The sequence below is a fragment of the Membranihabitans maritimus genome, assembly GCF_021729145.1.
Classification (GTDB): domain Bacteria; phylum Bacteroidota; class Bacteroidia; order Chitinophagales; family Saprospiraceae; genus Membranihabitans; species Membranihabitans maritimus.
In genome coordinates, this window is record NZ_JAJSLW010000001.1 from 285,089 (window position 1) to 302,842 (window position 17,754).

At 37.4% G+C, this 17,754-nt stretch carries 10 protein-coding genes; all 10 read right to left on the reverse strand.

The window, feature by feature from the left end:
* Nucleotides 1–299: 299 nt before the first annotated feature.
* The gene (locus LVD47_RS01020) at nt 300–1,412 is read right to left on the reverse strand and encodes an alpha/beta hydrolase (protein WP_236973653.1); all 1,113 of its coding nucleotides are present in this window, start codon (nt 1,410–1,412) and stop codon (nt 300–302) included.
* Between the two features lie 69 nt (nt 1,413–1,481).
* Nucleotides 1,482–2,624: a dienelactone hydrolase family protein gene (locus tag LVD47_RS01025; RefSeq protein ID WP_236973654.1), complete on the reverse strand. Its 1,143-nt coding sequence runs from the start codon at nt 2,622–2,624 to the stop codon at nt 1,482–1,484.
* A 1-nt stretch (nt 2,625) separates the two neighbouring features.
* Entirely contained in the window at nt 2,626–4,395 is a 1,770-nt protein-coding gene (locus LVD47_RS01030) for a RagB/SusD family nutrient uptake outer membrane protein (protein WP_236973655.1), read from the reverse strand.
* Between the two features lie 15 nt (nt 4,396–4,410).
* Nucleotides 4,411–7,890, reverse strand: coding sequence for a SusC/RagA family TonB-linked outer membrane protein (locus LVD47_RS01035; RefSeq protein WP_236973656.1), 3,480 nt, complete (start codon nt 7,888–7,890; stop codon nt 4,411–4,413).
* Nucleotides 7,891–7,931: 41 nt separating this feature from the next.
* Nucleotides 7,932–8,924 (reverse strand): FecR family protein, encoded by a 993-nt coding sequence (locus tag LVD47_RS01040; RefSeq protein WP_236973657.1) that lies wholly within the window; start codon nt 8,922–8,924, stop codon nt 7,932–7,934.
* Between the two features lie 1,306 nt (nt 8,925–10,230).
* A complete protein-coding gene (locus tag LVD47_RS01045; RefSeq protein WP_236973658.1) occupies nt 10,231–10,836 on the reverse strand; it encodes an RNA polymerase sigma factor in 606 nt (201 codons plus the stop codon).
* A gap of 226 nt (nt 10,837–11,062) precedes the next feature.
* Nucleotides 11,063–14,173, reverse strand: a complete 3,111-nt coding sequence (locus LVD47_RS01050) for a heparinase II/III domain-containing protein (protein WP_236973659.1) — start codon at nt 14,171–14,173, stop codon at nt 11,063–11,065.
* Between the two features lie 13 nt (nt 14,174–14,186).
* Nucleotides 14,187–15,053, reverse strand: a complete 867-nt coding sequence (locus tag LVD47_RS01055) for an isochorismatase family protein (protein ID WP_236973660.1) — start codon at nt 15,051–15,053, stop codon at nt 14,187–14,189.
* A gap of 39 nt (nt 15,054–15,092) precedes the next feature.
* The gene (locus tag LVD47_RS01060; protein ID WP_236973661.1) at nt 15,093–16,661 is read right to left on the reverse strand and encodes a hypothetical protein; all 1,569 of its coding nucleotides are present in this window, start codon (nt 16,659–16,661) and stop codon (nt 15,093–15,095) included.
* Nucleotides 16,661–17,728, reverse strand: coding sequence for a DUF5017 domain-containing protein (locus LVD47_RS01065; RefSeq protein WP_236973662.1), 1,068 nt, complete (start codon nt 17,726–17,728; stop codon nt 16,661–16,663). Before LVD47_RS01065 ends, LVD47_RS01060 begins: the two co-directional genes overlap by 1 nt.
* Nucleotides 17,729–17,754: the final 26 nt, after the last annotated feature.

A 17,754-nucleotide genomic window follows, 5' to 3' on the forward strand; every position in this document is an offset into this window, starting at 1 on the left:
GTTAGTGCGGGTTGATGGAGAATACTTTATTCAATTGTTTCTAAAGGAGGTTGATTATTTTGATATCCTTCGTATCCAAAATTTTGATTGATATGTCCTTGTGTATTAGGGGGATTAAATATTTTGCAATACATGTATGAACACCCCTTAATTGCTGGTCATCTGGCCCCTCTCTGCTTTCCTGCCTTGGCAGAAAATAATAACGCGAATAAAAACCTGACAGGGTTCTTTTTATCCCTTTGTTTTTTACCAATATTCCGGTCATTGTAAATAGGGATAAATCAAGGCTACACTATTCATTACTCAAAGTTCTTTAAAGCCTTATCAATAAATTGGTATGCGTTCAAACGAACTGAATCAGGAAAAGAATGTCCAGCTATTGGATAACGAATCTTTAGATTATTCTCTGCATCATACAATTTATAGACCTCCATTACATTTGCAACTCCTTTTCTCACTCCTTCCACGCTAAAGTTAGGATCATGTATCGGTGAGTTTGAATAAAAAAACCTTGGTGCTAAAGTAGCAATTAATTCATCAAAATTAAAAGGAAACCTGCTATCATCAAGATCGTATTTCGACTTAAAAAGAGGTGCATACAAATCCTGACTCCATGGCCCTAAACGCCCTCCATATTTTGAAGTTCTTTCTTCTCCAACATAGTAATATTCCATCAATGTCCAACCAACGCTTGATACTATAACCTTAAGCCTGGAATCAAAGACACCTAAAAAAATAGCACTGTGCCCTCCCAAAGAATGTCCGATAACCCCAATCCTTTCTGGATCCACTTCTTGTCTTACTTGTAAAAAGTCAACACATCTAATATGATTGAATATTGCTTTCATTATACCTGAGTCATATCTATCCTTTTCAAAATCATAGTCTTTTAATTCACCAATACCAGGATATTCCGTAGCCAGAACGACATATCCGCGATCAGCCAACTCCCTTGCATATGGGACTTTTCCATCTACCAAAATTCGTCCTGTAGTAGGCGGTAAGGCAAGCATAGCTGGTCGTTTGGTCCCAAACACATTTTTATGGGGAATGTACAGATATGCCAATACTTTTTCACCTTCTGCTACATTAAAACAAATATTATACCTTACATGCTTATTCCTAACCAGACTATCTAATATTGTAACATCAAAAGGAGGAAAAGTAAAATTATACTTGCGATATGGTGGAAGAGTTGGTATCTCAGGTAAAGCTCCAATGAGTGCCTCTACACTATCAATAACCTGTCGTTTTTTTATTTCCCAGTCATATAAGCTTTCTACCGGTACATTTTGCCCTTCCAATCCCTTATAATATAAAAGACCACACTCTTCTTGTGCTTCCAACCTTAATTGACTAAAAATTAAGAAAAATGTAAAAATTAAAATTGGCTGATGAATACAATATCTCATAGAATGCATATCGATTAATTAGCAATCCGCCGGTTGGCTCCAGGTCAAGGATTTTAAAATCAAAAATTTCTAAGGTCTGCTATTTTTGAGTATTTTGTCTATAAATTCATAGGCGTTTTGCCTAATCTCGTATGGAAAATCATGTTCTGCTTCAGGATACTCAATATGAAGATTATTACAGACCCCCATAGCCTCGTAAACTTCCTTTGACAATTCATATCCCCTCAGCACTCCTTTTACTTGAAAATTACTATCATTAATTGGAGAATTGGAGAAAAAGCCACGAGGCGCTATAAGGGCAATTATTTCATGAAAGTCAAATGGGATGTTTTCACCTACCAATTGATACTTATCACGGAACAATGGCATATAAACCTCTTGTGCAAACGGACCAAGTCTCCCACCGTACCTCTTGTTGACAGCTTCCCCTCGTTCATAATAGTTTAATTGAGTCCAACCACAACTAGAGACTGTTACTTTAAGTCTTTCGTCAAATGCAGCTGTAAACATAGCATTATGACCTCCCAATGAGTGCCCTATTACACCTATTCTATCTGGATCCACATCCGTAAAATCCAATAATAAATCAATACATCTCATGTTATAAAATATTGCTGCCATTGTACCCGATGCATATGGATCGTTCTCAAAGTTATAGTGAGATAGACCACCAAAACCAGGATAGTCCGGAGCAATAACTATATATCCTCTCTCAGCTAATTCTCTGCCATATTCTCGATTTTTCAAACCCTGTCCATCAATAATAAGCTTTCCTAACTTTCCTGTTGGATGAAGAGCTAAAATTCCTGGAAGTTTTCCGGAGATCCCATTTTTTTTAGGAATGTATAACAATGCGGGTACTTGTTCATCCTTATTGGCCAAGAATATAATATTATACCTTATATATTTTTCTGCTTCAAGAGTATCAATGAATCGTACGGTTATTGGTGGTAAAGAAGACCAATCTGGAATTGGCCCCATAACTTCTTGTAAAGATTCTAATATCCTATATCTTTGTTCTTCCCAATCATGGATGTTTTGAATTTTAACTTCCTTTTTTTTTGCTGCCGAATAAAAAAGAAACTGATTAGATAAATTCTGAGTAAATATTGATTCAGTTTTTGAAAATCCAATTAGCAGGAATATCCATAGATATATAACTCTAAACCTAATAATAAGCCTTCCCGATTTATCGAAGATATCATTACGCATATTATTCTATTTCTTCTAATGGAGGCAAATTTTGTTCATACCCTTCGTATCCATAATTCTGATTAATCTTTCCTAAGGTATTTGCTGTGATTATATTTTGCGAAATAGGCCAATAAATATTATGTGGAGCAATACTAACATTTTGTGACCTCCACCAAGTGTTTGCCGGTCTATGGTAAAGCTCATTTACACGCATAACCCTATCATACCACCAACTATTTTGCTCTAGGTTTTCAAGGCTATATCCATTTAAGTTCATTTGTGCCATTATATTAGAAACTCTAACCAATTCCGTATGGCGAGGTTCTTCCATATACAATTCTCTCGCCCGTTCATCAAAAATATAATCAATAGTTACTTTGCTTTGATCAATTAATGGGGCATGAGCTCTGGACCTAACCATATTAATATCATTAGCTGCCATTTCTAATTGTCCTTTCCAAAAATATGCCTCGGCTCTTAACAGGAATGTTTCTGCAAGACGGAAAACATAAGAGTCTCCATTCCCACCACCCCAGGTACTCTCTTCCTGGCTTTCAGGGTTATAAGTTTTGTAGTGGGGCCAAGAATACCATCGAAGTGTAGTGTCAGCATCTGTAGCCCATCTTTTTTGAATTGGTTCTCCTAAGTTGGGGGAATCTTCTCTATTATATACTATCTCAGACATTTCAATCCAGTTGATATCCGATCTTCTTAAATCAGGAGTTGTATTCCATGAATATTGATCATCTTCCCAAATATCAAAACGATAATATCGGGAGGATACCGTAATTCCTTGTCCCCTCATTAATGTATCCATCATATCAGAAGGGTAAACTACTCCCCTTGAACCACTTTCATCAGGCACATCCCACCAATGAGGCATAAAATTAGCAGCAAAGTTCTGGAAGGTTTTAGCTCCATCCGGTGCTTCTTCCCTATCTACTTGCCCCAAAATAGTTTCAGTATTCTGACCATTATGAATATTTCTATGTCTATGGAGATCCCAAATAACATTTCTGTTTTCATCTCCGGACCAGCTTCCAAATCGATCTGTCATTAAAGCAAACGGACCATCAATGACTTCACTTGACGCCTCTATCGCTTTGTCAAATTCTGAGTTGGCTAAATAAATTTTAGCCAGGAGATGATATCCGGCATATTTAGTGGGTACCCTAGGTGAAGCTGTTTCAGGCATCCATTGTACCGCCCACTCCATATCTTCCTGAATTTTATTTAAAATGGTCCATCTCGAATAAGTATAAAAATCAAGTTTGGCTCCCTTCAGTTCTTCACCAATAAAAGGAACATCCCCATATGAATGAATAAGACGATAATATAAATATGCCCGATGCCAATATGCTTCAGCTAAAAGACGATTTCTTACACTTTCATCTTCCCATTCAACATTATCAATTCGGGAAATCAATACATTTGGGTTCTTTAAAAATTCATAAATTTTCCCAAACATTGAAGCCACAGGATATCTTTCAGGAGTTCCAGTTGGGGTTAAAAAGGAAAAATCAGGACCATATCCACCAATTGCCAAGTCCGACGACACGAATTCTGCTGTTGCCCAACTAAAAAAACCATAATACTCCGCCTTAAGGTTTTTGCGCATTGTAACCAATAAGGATTCAAAACCTTCTTCATCTACATAAACATTTTCTGGAGCATAAAATGAAAGTGGTTCGGGATCCAACCACTCTTCATTACACGATGAAAACACAACAACGACAAATGTTGCTGCATACTTAATTATATTTATTATTCTTGGTGCTATTTTTTTCATTGCAATATTTTTATATTATAAGGAAATATCTACTCCCAAAGTCATTATTCTCGGCATTGGTGTCATACGGGATTCAGGATCCCAACCTGGCCAATTATCTATAGTAAGCAAATTTCGTCCTGACAAATAAGTACTGAGACCTTTAATATTAAGACGCTGTAATAATGCACTATCAAAAGAATATGACAATGTCAAATCTTGTATTCGTACAAAAGATCCAGGCTTATATATATTTAACCCACCTCCATAAGCAGAGTGAATGGGGCGTAACCTTGCAAACTCATTATTCCTGTTTTCTGGGGTCCAATATGGTAATGGACCCAAATCATAATTACGCCTATCATGAGATAGTGTTCCTCTTAGTGCCTCATTTAGTTGAATCTTATGTCCCAGGTCCCCTCTTATAAACATAGAAAGACTAAATGGACCAAAATCAAAATTATTTCGAAACCCCACCAAATATCTGGGAGTTGTAAAACCTATGAACTGTTTATCTTCTACATCTATATATTTTCCATCACCATTTACATCCTCACCTTTATAATCTCCGGGAGACATGTTAAAAACTCCTGCTTCGTCTTTTTCATCAATTTGCCATACCCCTGTAACATTGTAGTCCCAAATGGCATCAACCGCATAACCGGGGAACCAATTATTAGTAAAATCAGGTAGTTCTCCATTATGAGTCTCTCCTAGTAGAGTATATTCTCCTACATCCCCGAATAAAGAAACTATTTTATTGCGGTTAAGTGAAAATACTAAGTTAGAATTCCAGCTGAATTTGGAAGAATTAAAATTAATACTTCGAACACTCATTTCGAAACCTCGATTTTCCAATCGACCGAGATTGGATGTGACACTTGAAAATCCTGTGATAATAGGCAGCAGTCTATTCATCAATAGGTCACGGGTCTCTCCTACATAATAATCAAGACTCAAATCGATTCGATTTTCCCAAATACCAATATCCGCTCCAAAATTTAACGAGGTTGTTTTTTCCCAAACCAATCCCGGATTAGCAAGGGAGGAGTTTTGAACACCAACTACCGTGTTTATTCCGTCATAATCTAAAGAAGAACTAAGTCGTGCCAAAGCTGAATAAGCCCCAATATCACGATTTCCATTGATTCCCCAGGAAGCTCTTAATTTAACCCGATTTACAAAACCTGATCCTGGGAAAAAATTTTCATCAGATAATTTCCATGCAAAAGCCAAAGCTGGAAAAATAGCCCGAGGTTGTTCCTGTCCAAAAGCTGAATAGCCATCCCGGCGGACTGAAGCCGTAATAAGGTAGCGGTCTAGTAATGTATAATTTACTCGTCCCATTAAAGCATCTCCAGTCTGCTTTGAATCGTCATTATTTAAAGAAGGATTAGTACCAAATTGCAACCCATTATAACCCAAATTTTGGTTGGGGTTAAAAGTCTGGTTTGATTGAAGTTCCGACCAACTTTGATATTTTTCTGAATTATACAAAAATGTAAGATCTAATAAATGATTACCAATTTGTTTCTGCCATTTCAATAAATTGTCAATCATCCATTCGCTAATGCGGGCATTATATCGGGTAGCGTACCCTCCCTGATAGGTCTGACTTCCAGTAATAGTCTGATCATTCCAAAAATTCAACTCATTTGTAAATGACATTCTTGGTTGGAAAGATAGCTTATATTCTATGCCAAAAGGAAGTGAAATATTTGAGTATAAACTCGAAAAGAGAGAATTTATCTTGCGATCTTTTTCCTGACCATAGTAATCCATCAAGGGGTTATATGTTCCAGGATCTCCATAGGGTCTGAGATTAATAGTTCCATCTTCATTATATTCTTCTCCGAAAGGACTATTTATATACATCTGTCCCAAATTTGCCTGAACAGCTCCTTCATCTCTATTTGTAAATTGAGTATTTGTCCCGACAGATAGCCAATCTGTTATTTTAAAATCAACGTTTAATCGCGTTTGGATTGATGAATATTCATCTCCTTTGATAACACCTTCATTATCCAGGTAGCCCATAGACCAGTAGTATTTTACTCTTTCTGTACCCCCACTCAGATTAAGATCATATCTTTGTCGAATTCCGGTATTTACCACTTTGGGATACCAATCTATCGTTTGATTAGCAAGAGCATTTTTTTGCTCAATCGGATATAGATTTAGTCTTTGTAGATACTCGGAATACGGATCTGTTGAAGGATTTTCCCTAAAGCTTAACCATTGTTCCAAACTTAATGAAGATGGTAATGCATTGGGGTTTGTATAAAAATACTGTGGAATGTCAGGGTTGTCTATTGATATTTCTCGAAGATAATCCTGTCGAAATTGCAAAAATTGTTCGGCATTTAGAGGCTCTCTATTTTGAGTTGGTTGTGCAATACCCAGTTTTGTCGAGAAATTAATCCTCGGTGCACCCTCTGTTCCCCGATTTGTTGTTATTAAAATCACTCCTGAGGCAGCCCTGGCACCATAAATAGCCGCTGAACTCGCGTCTTTGAGGATATCAATCGATTCAATATCAGAAGGATTAATTTCTTGCAAACTTCCATTGAAAATAACACCATCCAGAACGATCATTGGATCAGTTTGAGCACTTAATGAATTCTGTCCCCTAATCTGCATGCTTCCTCCTCCGGCTGCCGATGCAGATTGTCTGGAGTAAAATCCAGGAACCGTCCCCGAGAGCATTTCAGTAAGTTGTGTAATCGGTTGTCTTTTGAAATCATCACCGTCAATACGAGCTACAGATCCTGTCAAATCACTTTTTTTGACAGTACCATAGCCTACCACCACCAATTCATCCAATAATTGAGCATCCGATAACAATTCTACCTGTATGGATTCCCTGCCTTCCACAGCCACTTCCTGCGTTTGGTAACCAACATAGGAAAACACCAATGTAGCATCTTCATCTACATTCTGCAATTCGAAGCTCCCATTAAAGTCAGTAGAAGTTCCATTGTTCTCCCCTTTAACCAGGACATTGACACCTATTAATGGCTCCCCTTTGTCATCAGTAACAGTTCCCCTTACCACCATTGCCGTTTCGAGTTGTAAAACCGCCCTTTTCACGCTGTTTAGCCTATGAACCTTTTGTAAGTTCTTAGTTATATTATTCTTTTTCCCGGATAAATCAATCGTTTCGATCTGGTTGAGTTTTTTCCGAATCTTTTTCATCGACTTGTTCCCTTTCCAGGTGTCGCGGTATATAATATAATACCGATTTCTCATGTTTTCATATTGCAATCCTGTCTGCTCCATTATGGATTCGATCATCCCTTCAAGATCTTTCTTATTCAACTCACCAACCTGCACTTCAATATCTTTCAATATGTTTGTATCATAGGTAATGACCACCTGATATTTCTCACTGAGCTCCCGAAGCACCTCAATTAATTGGCGCTTTTCATCATCGATCGGGTACGCCTGTGCAGGTTCAGAGAACAAAAACGACATGCTCACAATCTGAACGAGTATTAGTTTAATCCATAAATTCATGATATAATTTTTTAGTATAAAATTCTTCCTAATCTTCCATTTTATTTAATAATCAGCTTCTTGTCCACAAGGTCTATTTCCAGGCCATACATCTTTCGCAGTGTTCGGATACATAGATCCAAACTGTCGCTGGGAACTCCTCCATTTAGTATTTTGTCAGCAATCGCTGCGTCTCCATATATAATTTCAACACCGTAAATGTCCGCCAGCTTGGATAAAACAATTTTCAAAGGTTTACTATCAAACAAAAGCATACCATCTTTCCAGGATGTATGGTTCTCAGTCTTAACAGCCTCGCGTTTAGCAATTATTTTATCTCTGGATGAAAAAGTAACCTGCTCTCCGGGTTCCATTAATAATGACCCGCTCTCCTCGGTATTCAGTTTCACACTCCCTTCCTGCAGGACTACTTCGGTCTTCTCGTGTCGACTATTAACATTAAATTTTGTTCCCAAAACTTCTATTCCGAGGTCTGGGGTAATGACCTCGAAAGTCTCCTTGGTTTCATACCTCTTATCTACATTAAAATACACCTCACCTTCCATCCATACTTTTCTCGGTTCTTTTCGAATGTATCGAAGCGAAGAATTGGCATTGACTACTACTTTTGTTCCATCATCCAACTCCATGTGCATTTTTTCACCAAAATCAGTGGTATAAACCAATTCAACATTCCAGTACCAATGGTATGCACCTCCTGTCGCCAGAATCAAAAAAGCAACGGAAGCAGCGACTTTCACCCAACTTCCGATTTTACGTAAAGCCAACTGTTTCTTCTTTTCTTCTCGTGTATCCAAATAATGGTTTAACCGATCTAATTCCGTTTTCACCAAAGTGTCGGAAAGATATTCTGGATTTAATTTGACGCCTCTTACAACCAAGGCCGCCTTTTCGACCAAATCGGCTTTTTCAGGATTTTCAATCAGCCACGACTCCCAGCTTATTGCTGATTCGGAATTCGGGTCCTGAATCCAATTAATAAATGTTTCATCCTTTAAGAAATCTTCTATATTTCGATATTGGCCTTTTTGCATAGACATTATACTTGCGTCATTTCCGCTATAGAGGCAAAACACATGAATTGGTCATCATTTTTTTATGATTTTTTTCAAAAAAAAATTAAAAATTCGCTTTAGCACCTTGAATTTTAATAGGTTTTGCAAATGGACTTGTGCAGAATTTTATTGTTACTGCCATGTACTTATGCATGGCATGGAAGAATTAGTTTTAATTAATGAGAGGTTGGTTGAGGAAGTATCGATAGACTTTAAGAGAGATCTTTATGATATTATCGACTGAAGAAACAAACTCAATGGAATCAAAGGAGCTTGGGGAACAGGTAAGACTACGCTGGTGCTGCAGTGGCTGAAGGAACTATCGCTTCCCCCTACACAAGCTATATGTTTTTCACTGGGTGAAATATAATTTACTGCAAACACATTATTAGATACCGCAAACGCATTTTACCAGCGGGGTGGAAAAATCCTGGCTCTGGACAAAGTTCATAAGTATCCGATGTGGGCCAGAGAGATTAAAAATCTTTATGCCCGGTATATTGATTTGAAAATAATTTTATTCGAGTCTTAAATTAACGTCAGTTCGACGAATATTTGATTCTGTCATTATTTTTGCTGAAAATGCAATGCCAAAGATACTATGTAAAAAACCAAATACTTTATAGAATATTTTTGTCATTTTTTTAAGTTTAAGGTACCGAAAGAAGGCATCGCTATGCGGAAAAAGCAATGCCAGAATAGACAATTTCACTTGTTTTCCGCCCTGGGTTTCCACCCAGAGTTATTTATTTTTCGCTTCCCACCGATTTCATGTCGGAAAAGGTACTTTAGAGCTCTTATTTTCTCTGTCGAACTCATGTTACATTAAAAACATCTCAAAAAAGGAAGATCTCCGTCCCAGAATATTTTGATATATGAGCTAAAAGAAATGTCTTACCATGTATTTACGGTGCTACTCCACCATTACGTTTCCCGTATTGGATTTGTAACAAATAACAGCCGGGTCTGCAACCAAATGACATATTAAATAACCTGAGTTCGAAGAATTTTTAGGATTCAGAGCACTTAAGAATAGTCAGGGTCGACTAAAAGGGGAGAATACATTGTGGACTATTTAGAGATCCATTTAGGAAGAAAATCGCTGTTTACAAGTGGTATCTGTAAAATACTAATTCTCAAGTTTGGATCGAGAAGGAGGATCTACTGCGTTCCCATCCTTTGCTTTATCCCGATAAAGCTTCAGCAAGCTACCTTGTATACTCTCCTTACGTTCCCTCTGAATCAATATCTATTTTTCGACCTCAGGTTAATGAAAGATATTGAATTAAATCAAGCAGTAGTATAGGACAGGGAATAAAAAATATTCCAGTTTTCGAAGTGCAGGTTGGTCCTGCCGCAACCTCGTCATTGCCCTGTATAAGGTATTTACAACGCTGCGATAGGACATGGAAAGTATTTTGGCAATTTCTTCAAGTGGCATTTCTTTATAATACCGCAAATAAATAAGCTCTTTCTGCCTCGCCGGTAATTTATTGATCATTTTTGTCAACAATTCTTTTCTTCGGATCTCTTCATTCTTGTCTATTTCAACTTCAGATGGTTTCAGGTAGACTTCAAGGCTTTGATGATCCCTGTAAGACCACCGTCTGTTTTTTTGCAATTGATCCATCAATCTTCTACGGAAGGCTTTGAAGAGGTAATATCGAATGACTTCTACATCCGAAAGGTTTTCCCGATTATCATAAATATATATAAATAAGTCCTGGAGGCAATCCTTGACCAGGGATTCATCCTTGCATAATTTAACGCCATAGTGATACAATGAAAGATAGTGCGAATTAAAGATCGAATTCAATGCATCTCTATCGCCGCGTTTTAATGCAGTCCAGACTTGACGGTCATCTTCGCTCTTTTCTGATTGGCGTATCATTCCATCCTTTTTTTATTTAAAGAGCCCCGAAGTAAGTTTTATATTCGGTAACGTTACCGAAATATAGGTATAAATTTCATCCTAAGCAAGATTGTCGATAGGTCATTTAGAAAATAATCAATATACAGCATTTTGGAAACAAAACATTACCGAGAAGTAACCAATTAGTTTTTAGAATATTACATTTAAATCACAGGGCTTGAAATACAATTTTTAGATACTGGAATTATTTCGATTGCCATTCAAAATTCGTTTGCAACCAAGCCTTTTCACCTTTGGCAATATTAGCAATCCAAATATTAGCCGCCTCTTTATTTTTAAATATGGTTGATACATCACCTGAAAATACAATTTTATCTCCATGAATCGATTCAACTTTACCTATCACCTGATATTTTTCGTCAAGTATGTATGCCCCAATATAGGTTTCTTCAAATACGAGTACATTATTACTTTCCAATACATTCTTATCATCATCAACAAGTGATACATTAATACGTCCGATTAATAAATCATCCGATGGTCTGACTATCAATTCATTCTTTCCTACTTCCAAAGTATTAACCGGATGTTCGGTTTTCCTCAAACCATTGGAAAAAAATACCACGCCTTTATTCAGGGATTCAATATTTGATGGGGTATTTAAGTCTTCAGGAGCCAAATGAATTCTTTTGTTATTGTAATCTACTTTCTCCACAGTCCCTTTCCATGCAGTAGAATTAAATGTCTGGTTTCCTACCGAAAGAAAAGTACCATCAGCGAAAAAAACCCTTTTCAATTTATTGTCCTTACCCAAAGTAATTACGGCAGCGCGCGCATCCGTTTTCAAGGAATACTTTTCAAGACTTTTTCGAAAGTTTTCTGTGTCACTTATGATGATATCCGTTTCACTGTCCCTAACCACTTCTACTGCCCGGCTCCAAATCCCGCCTTCCAGCTTTAAATTTTGGACGGAAGATATAAAGCTTTTATCATTATATAATTCCATTATTCCTGTAAAAGTACTCTTAAGGGAGTCGCCGGAAATACCTGCTTCCGAATGGCTAATAAGGTGTTGAATACGGTGAACCTTAGATCTTGGATGATCAAATGAAGTAGCCATTGATAATTGTTGCCCGTTGGCAGACAATATTCTCAGTTTCAACCTGGCATCAGGATCATTTATATGACTAAATTCTAAAACGCCTTCCCCTTTCAGGCTTTTCCTTACATTAAACAAATGTTGAAATCCCGAACCATTATATCCGGTGTACCCACCAGAGTACCCTTCCGCACTCATTGCATTATTATCATATATTTCCCCCCGTTGAACATTTTCTCCGGCATATGTTCCAGGCTGGGCATCGCTCCATTCATTTTCATTGTATTTTACTTCCCCCGGGGGACCGTGTAAAATATAGTCATGTCTTTCACCTCCCTGGACTCTGAAAAAATCTATTGTATAACTGTTCCCCCCATCTGTGTCGATCATCATAAGATGTCTACGGTACTTCTCAGTGCTTGAGTAGGCAGGTGATGAAGCATCAATGGACTGGACAAAAGTGCCCGAATTAAATTGGTGCAAAGTACCGGGGAGGTTATTTTCTTGTTTACTGGCATTTACGACTACTGTATTGTGGGCAATTGTATTTTTTGACCAGGTATATATACCTGGAACATAAGCATTCATTGCATCTGGATACCCGAAATCAGGCATCATTTTTTGACCGTGGGAAAACAATTCAAAATTCAAAAAGTCCCAATGGTAATGTGAGCCATGCATTCCATAAGTAAGAGCCAAAGAGCTAGAGCTATTTTTTGATTGTAATAGCCCCATGCCATAGCCTGCAAAGAGTTTTGATTCCCTTTTTTCAATAGCTTTGGTTTTAACTTTAATATCCGGATGAAATAAAGTTTCAAATCTTGATTTATCTGCTAATTGTTCAGTACTTTTTCCCTCGAGCAAAGGTCCAATCCATGTTAGGAATGCAGAATCACCATAGTTTCGAAAAGCTGTAGCATAGGTGTTCTCATCTCTCCCAATTACACCTCCCAGGGTAGAACCTGAATCTCCGATGTCTACCGTATATTTGTTGTCTACGGTTATCTCCAGAGGACTTCTCAATATTGATTCGACCCTTTCATCTTTAAATAGATTGATATCAAAATCTTTTAGGTTTTCAAATAACCGTGTAATTGATTTGAGCCACAAAAAATTATACCCGGGTGACTCCATTGGCATACCATCCCGAAAAACAAAATTATACAGTGCGTAATTGACTCCTGTTTGTAGGTATTCTTTACTAGTATGATTAATTAAACGATCAATAAGTTCGGCATTATTCATATTTTGGCGGGCCATAAGTACGTATAATAGTGCAATTTGATGCATGCCAAAGTTTCCCTGGATTTTTCTTTCCAAATAAGCTTCCACTGCTTCTTCCAGTAAGTTGGACTCAATGAAAGATTGAATCTCGATACCATTTTTGGAAAGTAGGTTCTGTAATTCCTGATCCTTTGATATGGAACTCCACACCATATCATAACACTCTGCGGCATCCTGGATAAACCAGGTTTCCCATATCCTGTTAAGTACTTTCCCCGGATATATACTTCCATTTTTCTTTTGCATTTGACCGTATCGTGATTGATCCTCATAATCCATTGCAGGATATACCTCCGCAAGACGATGTAAAAGAACCAAAGCTTTGTGCGCATAAATCTCTTTCCCTGTTAGTAAATATGCACGTCCCAGATCCTGTATTGCAGGTTGGACATAATCCCTGAAAAACCATTGGTTGGCATAAGCCACAAACCAATATTTTTCTCCGTCCGGTGCTAGCCAACCCCATCCTTTATCTACATACTTCTTTTCATTAGATAGTAAGAGAGGGTCTTTCTCAACTTCTGAGGGTTCAAAATCATTGGAAGGATAGTATTCCTTTCCAATAGGACATTGGACTTTGAATTGTTTTTTCGGGTCCAGAATCCAGGGATATTTATCTCCTACTTTAAAGATGCTATCTCCGTGAACAGGACAACCATTTACATTCAAATCAAATGACCGGGGTACACTTGCTTCCGGTATAAGCTTAATTAAATCCTTATCTGCCCAACGCGACCATTCTTCGGCAGATTGAATAATAGCATCCGCTATTTGACGAGCGGTTTCATTGTTTTCAATTTTTTCACGAGCATATGCAATGTCCTTTTCTGAGTAAATTAAACTTTGGCTTTTTGGCGGAAATGCTAACGTATTATCTTTAGAACTAACTCCCTGTGTATAGGATAGTGAAAAAGATACTGCAATTAATAAAAGAATCGAAGTAATCTTATTGAATATTTTGGAATAGGACATAGTTGTTAATTTTTTATGATGTAAAACCATTAATTACTTCCTGGGATTCGATGGAATATTGTCCAAACATTTCAAAAAAGAGTATGGCATTGTTTGTCTGGGCCAAAGTTTCGTGAGTTGTAGATGATTCCATTCCCGTGGTACAATCCCGGACTACAATTATCTCGTATCCGTATTTACTCATTTCCAGGACACCATAGTCCCGGGTTATCATACAGGCATTGGTATTAAATCCCACATAAAACAAGAATAGTATCCCTTCTTTTCGGCAAAGATCGTGTAGTTCCCGGCCCGATACAACAATGGGCTCATCTTTTAAGGGCACAACCTTAGGGTGGATTGTCAGTGGAGGTAAGTTTTGTTTTTCCACTTCTCTGGGTTCGTTCGGTCTTGCGAACTTTTCGTACTGACCTTTTTTAGTTCGAAAATCAAGGGGAGGCCAGGGAAGTTGGTCTGGCTCACTTTTTTCAGGACCGGTATAATTTTCTTCTGTATAAAATTGACGGGCCACTTTCGGAGAAGGAGCATGAATAATTTTCATTCCATTATTCCGGCAGCTCTCAAGAAGCGGTACAAGATTTTGATTAATGATTTTTTCAGATCGCCGTTCAGTATCTTTCAGGTAATGCCTTTGCCATACATCTACCAATACCAATGCCGTATTGGGCACTGGAATACTCCAATCGAGATAATGGTATTCCGTGTTGGATTCCAGCCATTCAACTCCCGGGTCTACATGCCATCGGTGATAGCGAGGGGCTATAGATAGCATCTTTTTCGGTTTATCAAAGGTGGAACCTGGGAGTAGAATAGAAAAACTGGTTAAGGTGTTTGTTTTTATAAAAGCTCTTCGCGTCCATTCATTATTACACTGACTCATCCAAGTAGTATTTAGAAACAATAAATAGATAAATCAATACTAGTTATATCCCAATTTAGTTTTCCATTTTAAAAGATTAGCAGAGAAAAAAAAGTTTTCTTCACCACGTTTAAAATAGGCTTTTTCAATATGTTCATAAACATCAGGCACTACCTTCGCAAGTGGGAGCCAACGGTGTAAAGCATTAAAATATCCTGGATATTCCCCCTTTCCATCTACCCACCGACTTACACCGATGTAATTTTCGAGTATCACATTTTTTATTAAAGTATTAGCAAATCTCGAAACATCTTTTTTTGAAAACTCAATCCCCATAGAATATGCATTCATCACTAAGGCGATATCTAAAGCTCCATGAGATATGTCTTCAGTACGAGCTTTTCCGGGAAAGACTTTAACATTATAGGATATACTGTCTTCGGGCTTCCAGCCTACAGTAGTCATAGGCTCATACCAATAGTTCCAAATGTACAAATCCTTCTGTGCATCATACTCCAATCGGTTTTTAAAAAGATTCGCCATTTTCTCAGCACGAATTCTATAATCAATTTTACCTGTGATGCGATATAATGCCAATTCTACGGAAACATGCTTTCCAAGATAGTTAAATGGCTGACCTACATTATCTGCAGGCATAGACTCCCCTTTTTCACACATTAGATAGTAGCCCTCATTGGAATTAGGTCCATTAACCCAAAGCCTTTGAGAAGCATCCATATAAGATTCTTCTGCTGATCGAATGAATAATTTTGACGAAGAATCAAACTGATCTAAATCTGAATTATTGGCTACTATTTCTGAAAATCTAATTAAAGGTTCATAAATAATTCCTATATATCCCATAAAGGCCAATGGAATAGGATCAAGTTCAATGGATTGCTTCATAATTTCACCTATTCGCGGATTCACATATTCTACTCTTACTAAATTTGATTTCTCATAATATGTGCCAGATCTTGTGGAATATGGAGCCAGGGGGTCGTTAACAATCTTTTCGATATACCTACTGGAATTGGAATTCAAATTGATATTTTCAAAGTGTTCTTCTCTTTTAAAGTGTTCATTAACCACTGTCATATCAAAAGTATTCTGGTCCGGGCGTGGCTTAACATAAATTTTCGTTTGATTGTTGTAAGCAGATGGTGTGGATTGTAATACCATCACCGTGTCTCCCTGGGCATTTCTCAAAATTCCCGTAGCCACTACATATTTTGAAGCCATACTCCAAGCCGGCCTACTTTTTCCCGATCCATCTACCACTCCTCTTTTGTCATCTCTATGAGACAACAATCTTTTTCCTCGTGATTCCACTTCTTTAAGGTATTTTATATCTCCTGTAGCCTCATATAAATCCATAAAAGCATTGAGCGTATAGGATTCTCTCCAGCTCAGAGCACTGGCATCCTTGGTTTTTTCCCATGGATCGTCTTTGGGAAAACTTTCGAATAGAGAATCCAACCGGCCTTCAGTTATAATAATTTCAGGAACAGTGTCCCGATAGTATGTTTCAAAATACAGGTTTCTACTATCACTAAAAACCTTGTTTACGTATGCAAAAGCGAAAAAAAACAACATTACTTTTAATAAGTATTTTGATTTATTACTCATTAAGGTTCTATTGTAATATCAACTTCTTTAACAATGGATACACTTTCATCTTTTGTGGCATTTTTACCTACAAATACAGCTTTATAATTTCCAGGATTGGAATAAGAATAAGTATACTCAACTAGTTTCTGGTCCTGTATCCCACGAATTCCAACAGCTCTATCAGGTCCAAGATCCACTTCATTTGTAAATATGGGCTTTGTAATAACCCAAGTTTCCCTCATTGGGTCATTATTTGGATTATTGGGGTCATAAGGTTCATATTCTGGTAATTCAGCAGAAGGATCATACACGTCACTATCGGGATCATAGATTGGATTCTCCGGGTCGTAAATTGGGTTTTCAGGGTCATATTTCGGATCTTCCGGATCTTCATAACTATTCCCCAATATACTCAATCTCGTACTAGTTACTGTACTTCTAGATGGTGTATTGATGGGATCTTCATCTACAGCATAAAATCCGGCAGTATTTTGGTTGACAAAATTCAGTTGACTCCCATTGAAGGAATCTTTACTTTTAACTGCAAAATTTTCGATCATCCAGATCCGGGCATCTCCGTTTTCCAACTGTGGTCTTGTAATGTATTTGAAAGCTACATAAATCGGATTACCCTCAGTGTATTCAGAAATATCAAAATTCCCTGACGATGTGAAATCTTCAGAATCTCCTAAAGTCAAACTGTCTGTAATATCTATCCAGTTGGATGATTTTACGCTTTCTAAGCTACTTGTATCTCCATCAAAGTCGTTGGATATAAGTACAGAAAGCTGATTTTCCTGAGTTCCTTCACGAACCCCACTTTGAAAGGATAGTATCGCACTTTGATCCGGAAATTCTATTACCCGTCCATCTTTGTAGTCATAGTCATTAAATACTTCTCCGGAATAAAAAGAAACTATCTCAGCGTATCCTGTAAATGTGAATACAACTTCTTCATCCACTTTAAAATTAGATTTTTCCAAACTCACATTTAGATCAGGTGTATCTGTTATCGACAGGTCTTTCTCACATGAAAGGGCAACTATCGAGATAAAAGCCAATATGATAAAATTATTAAACTTCATTTCTATTCGATTTTTTTCGTTAAATA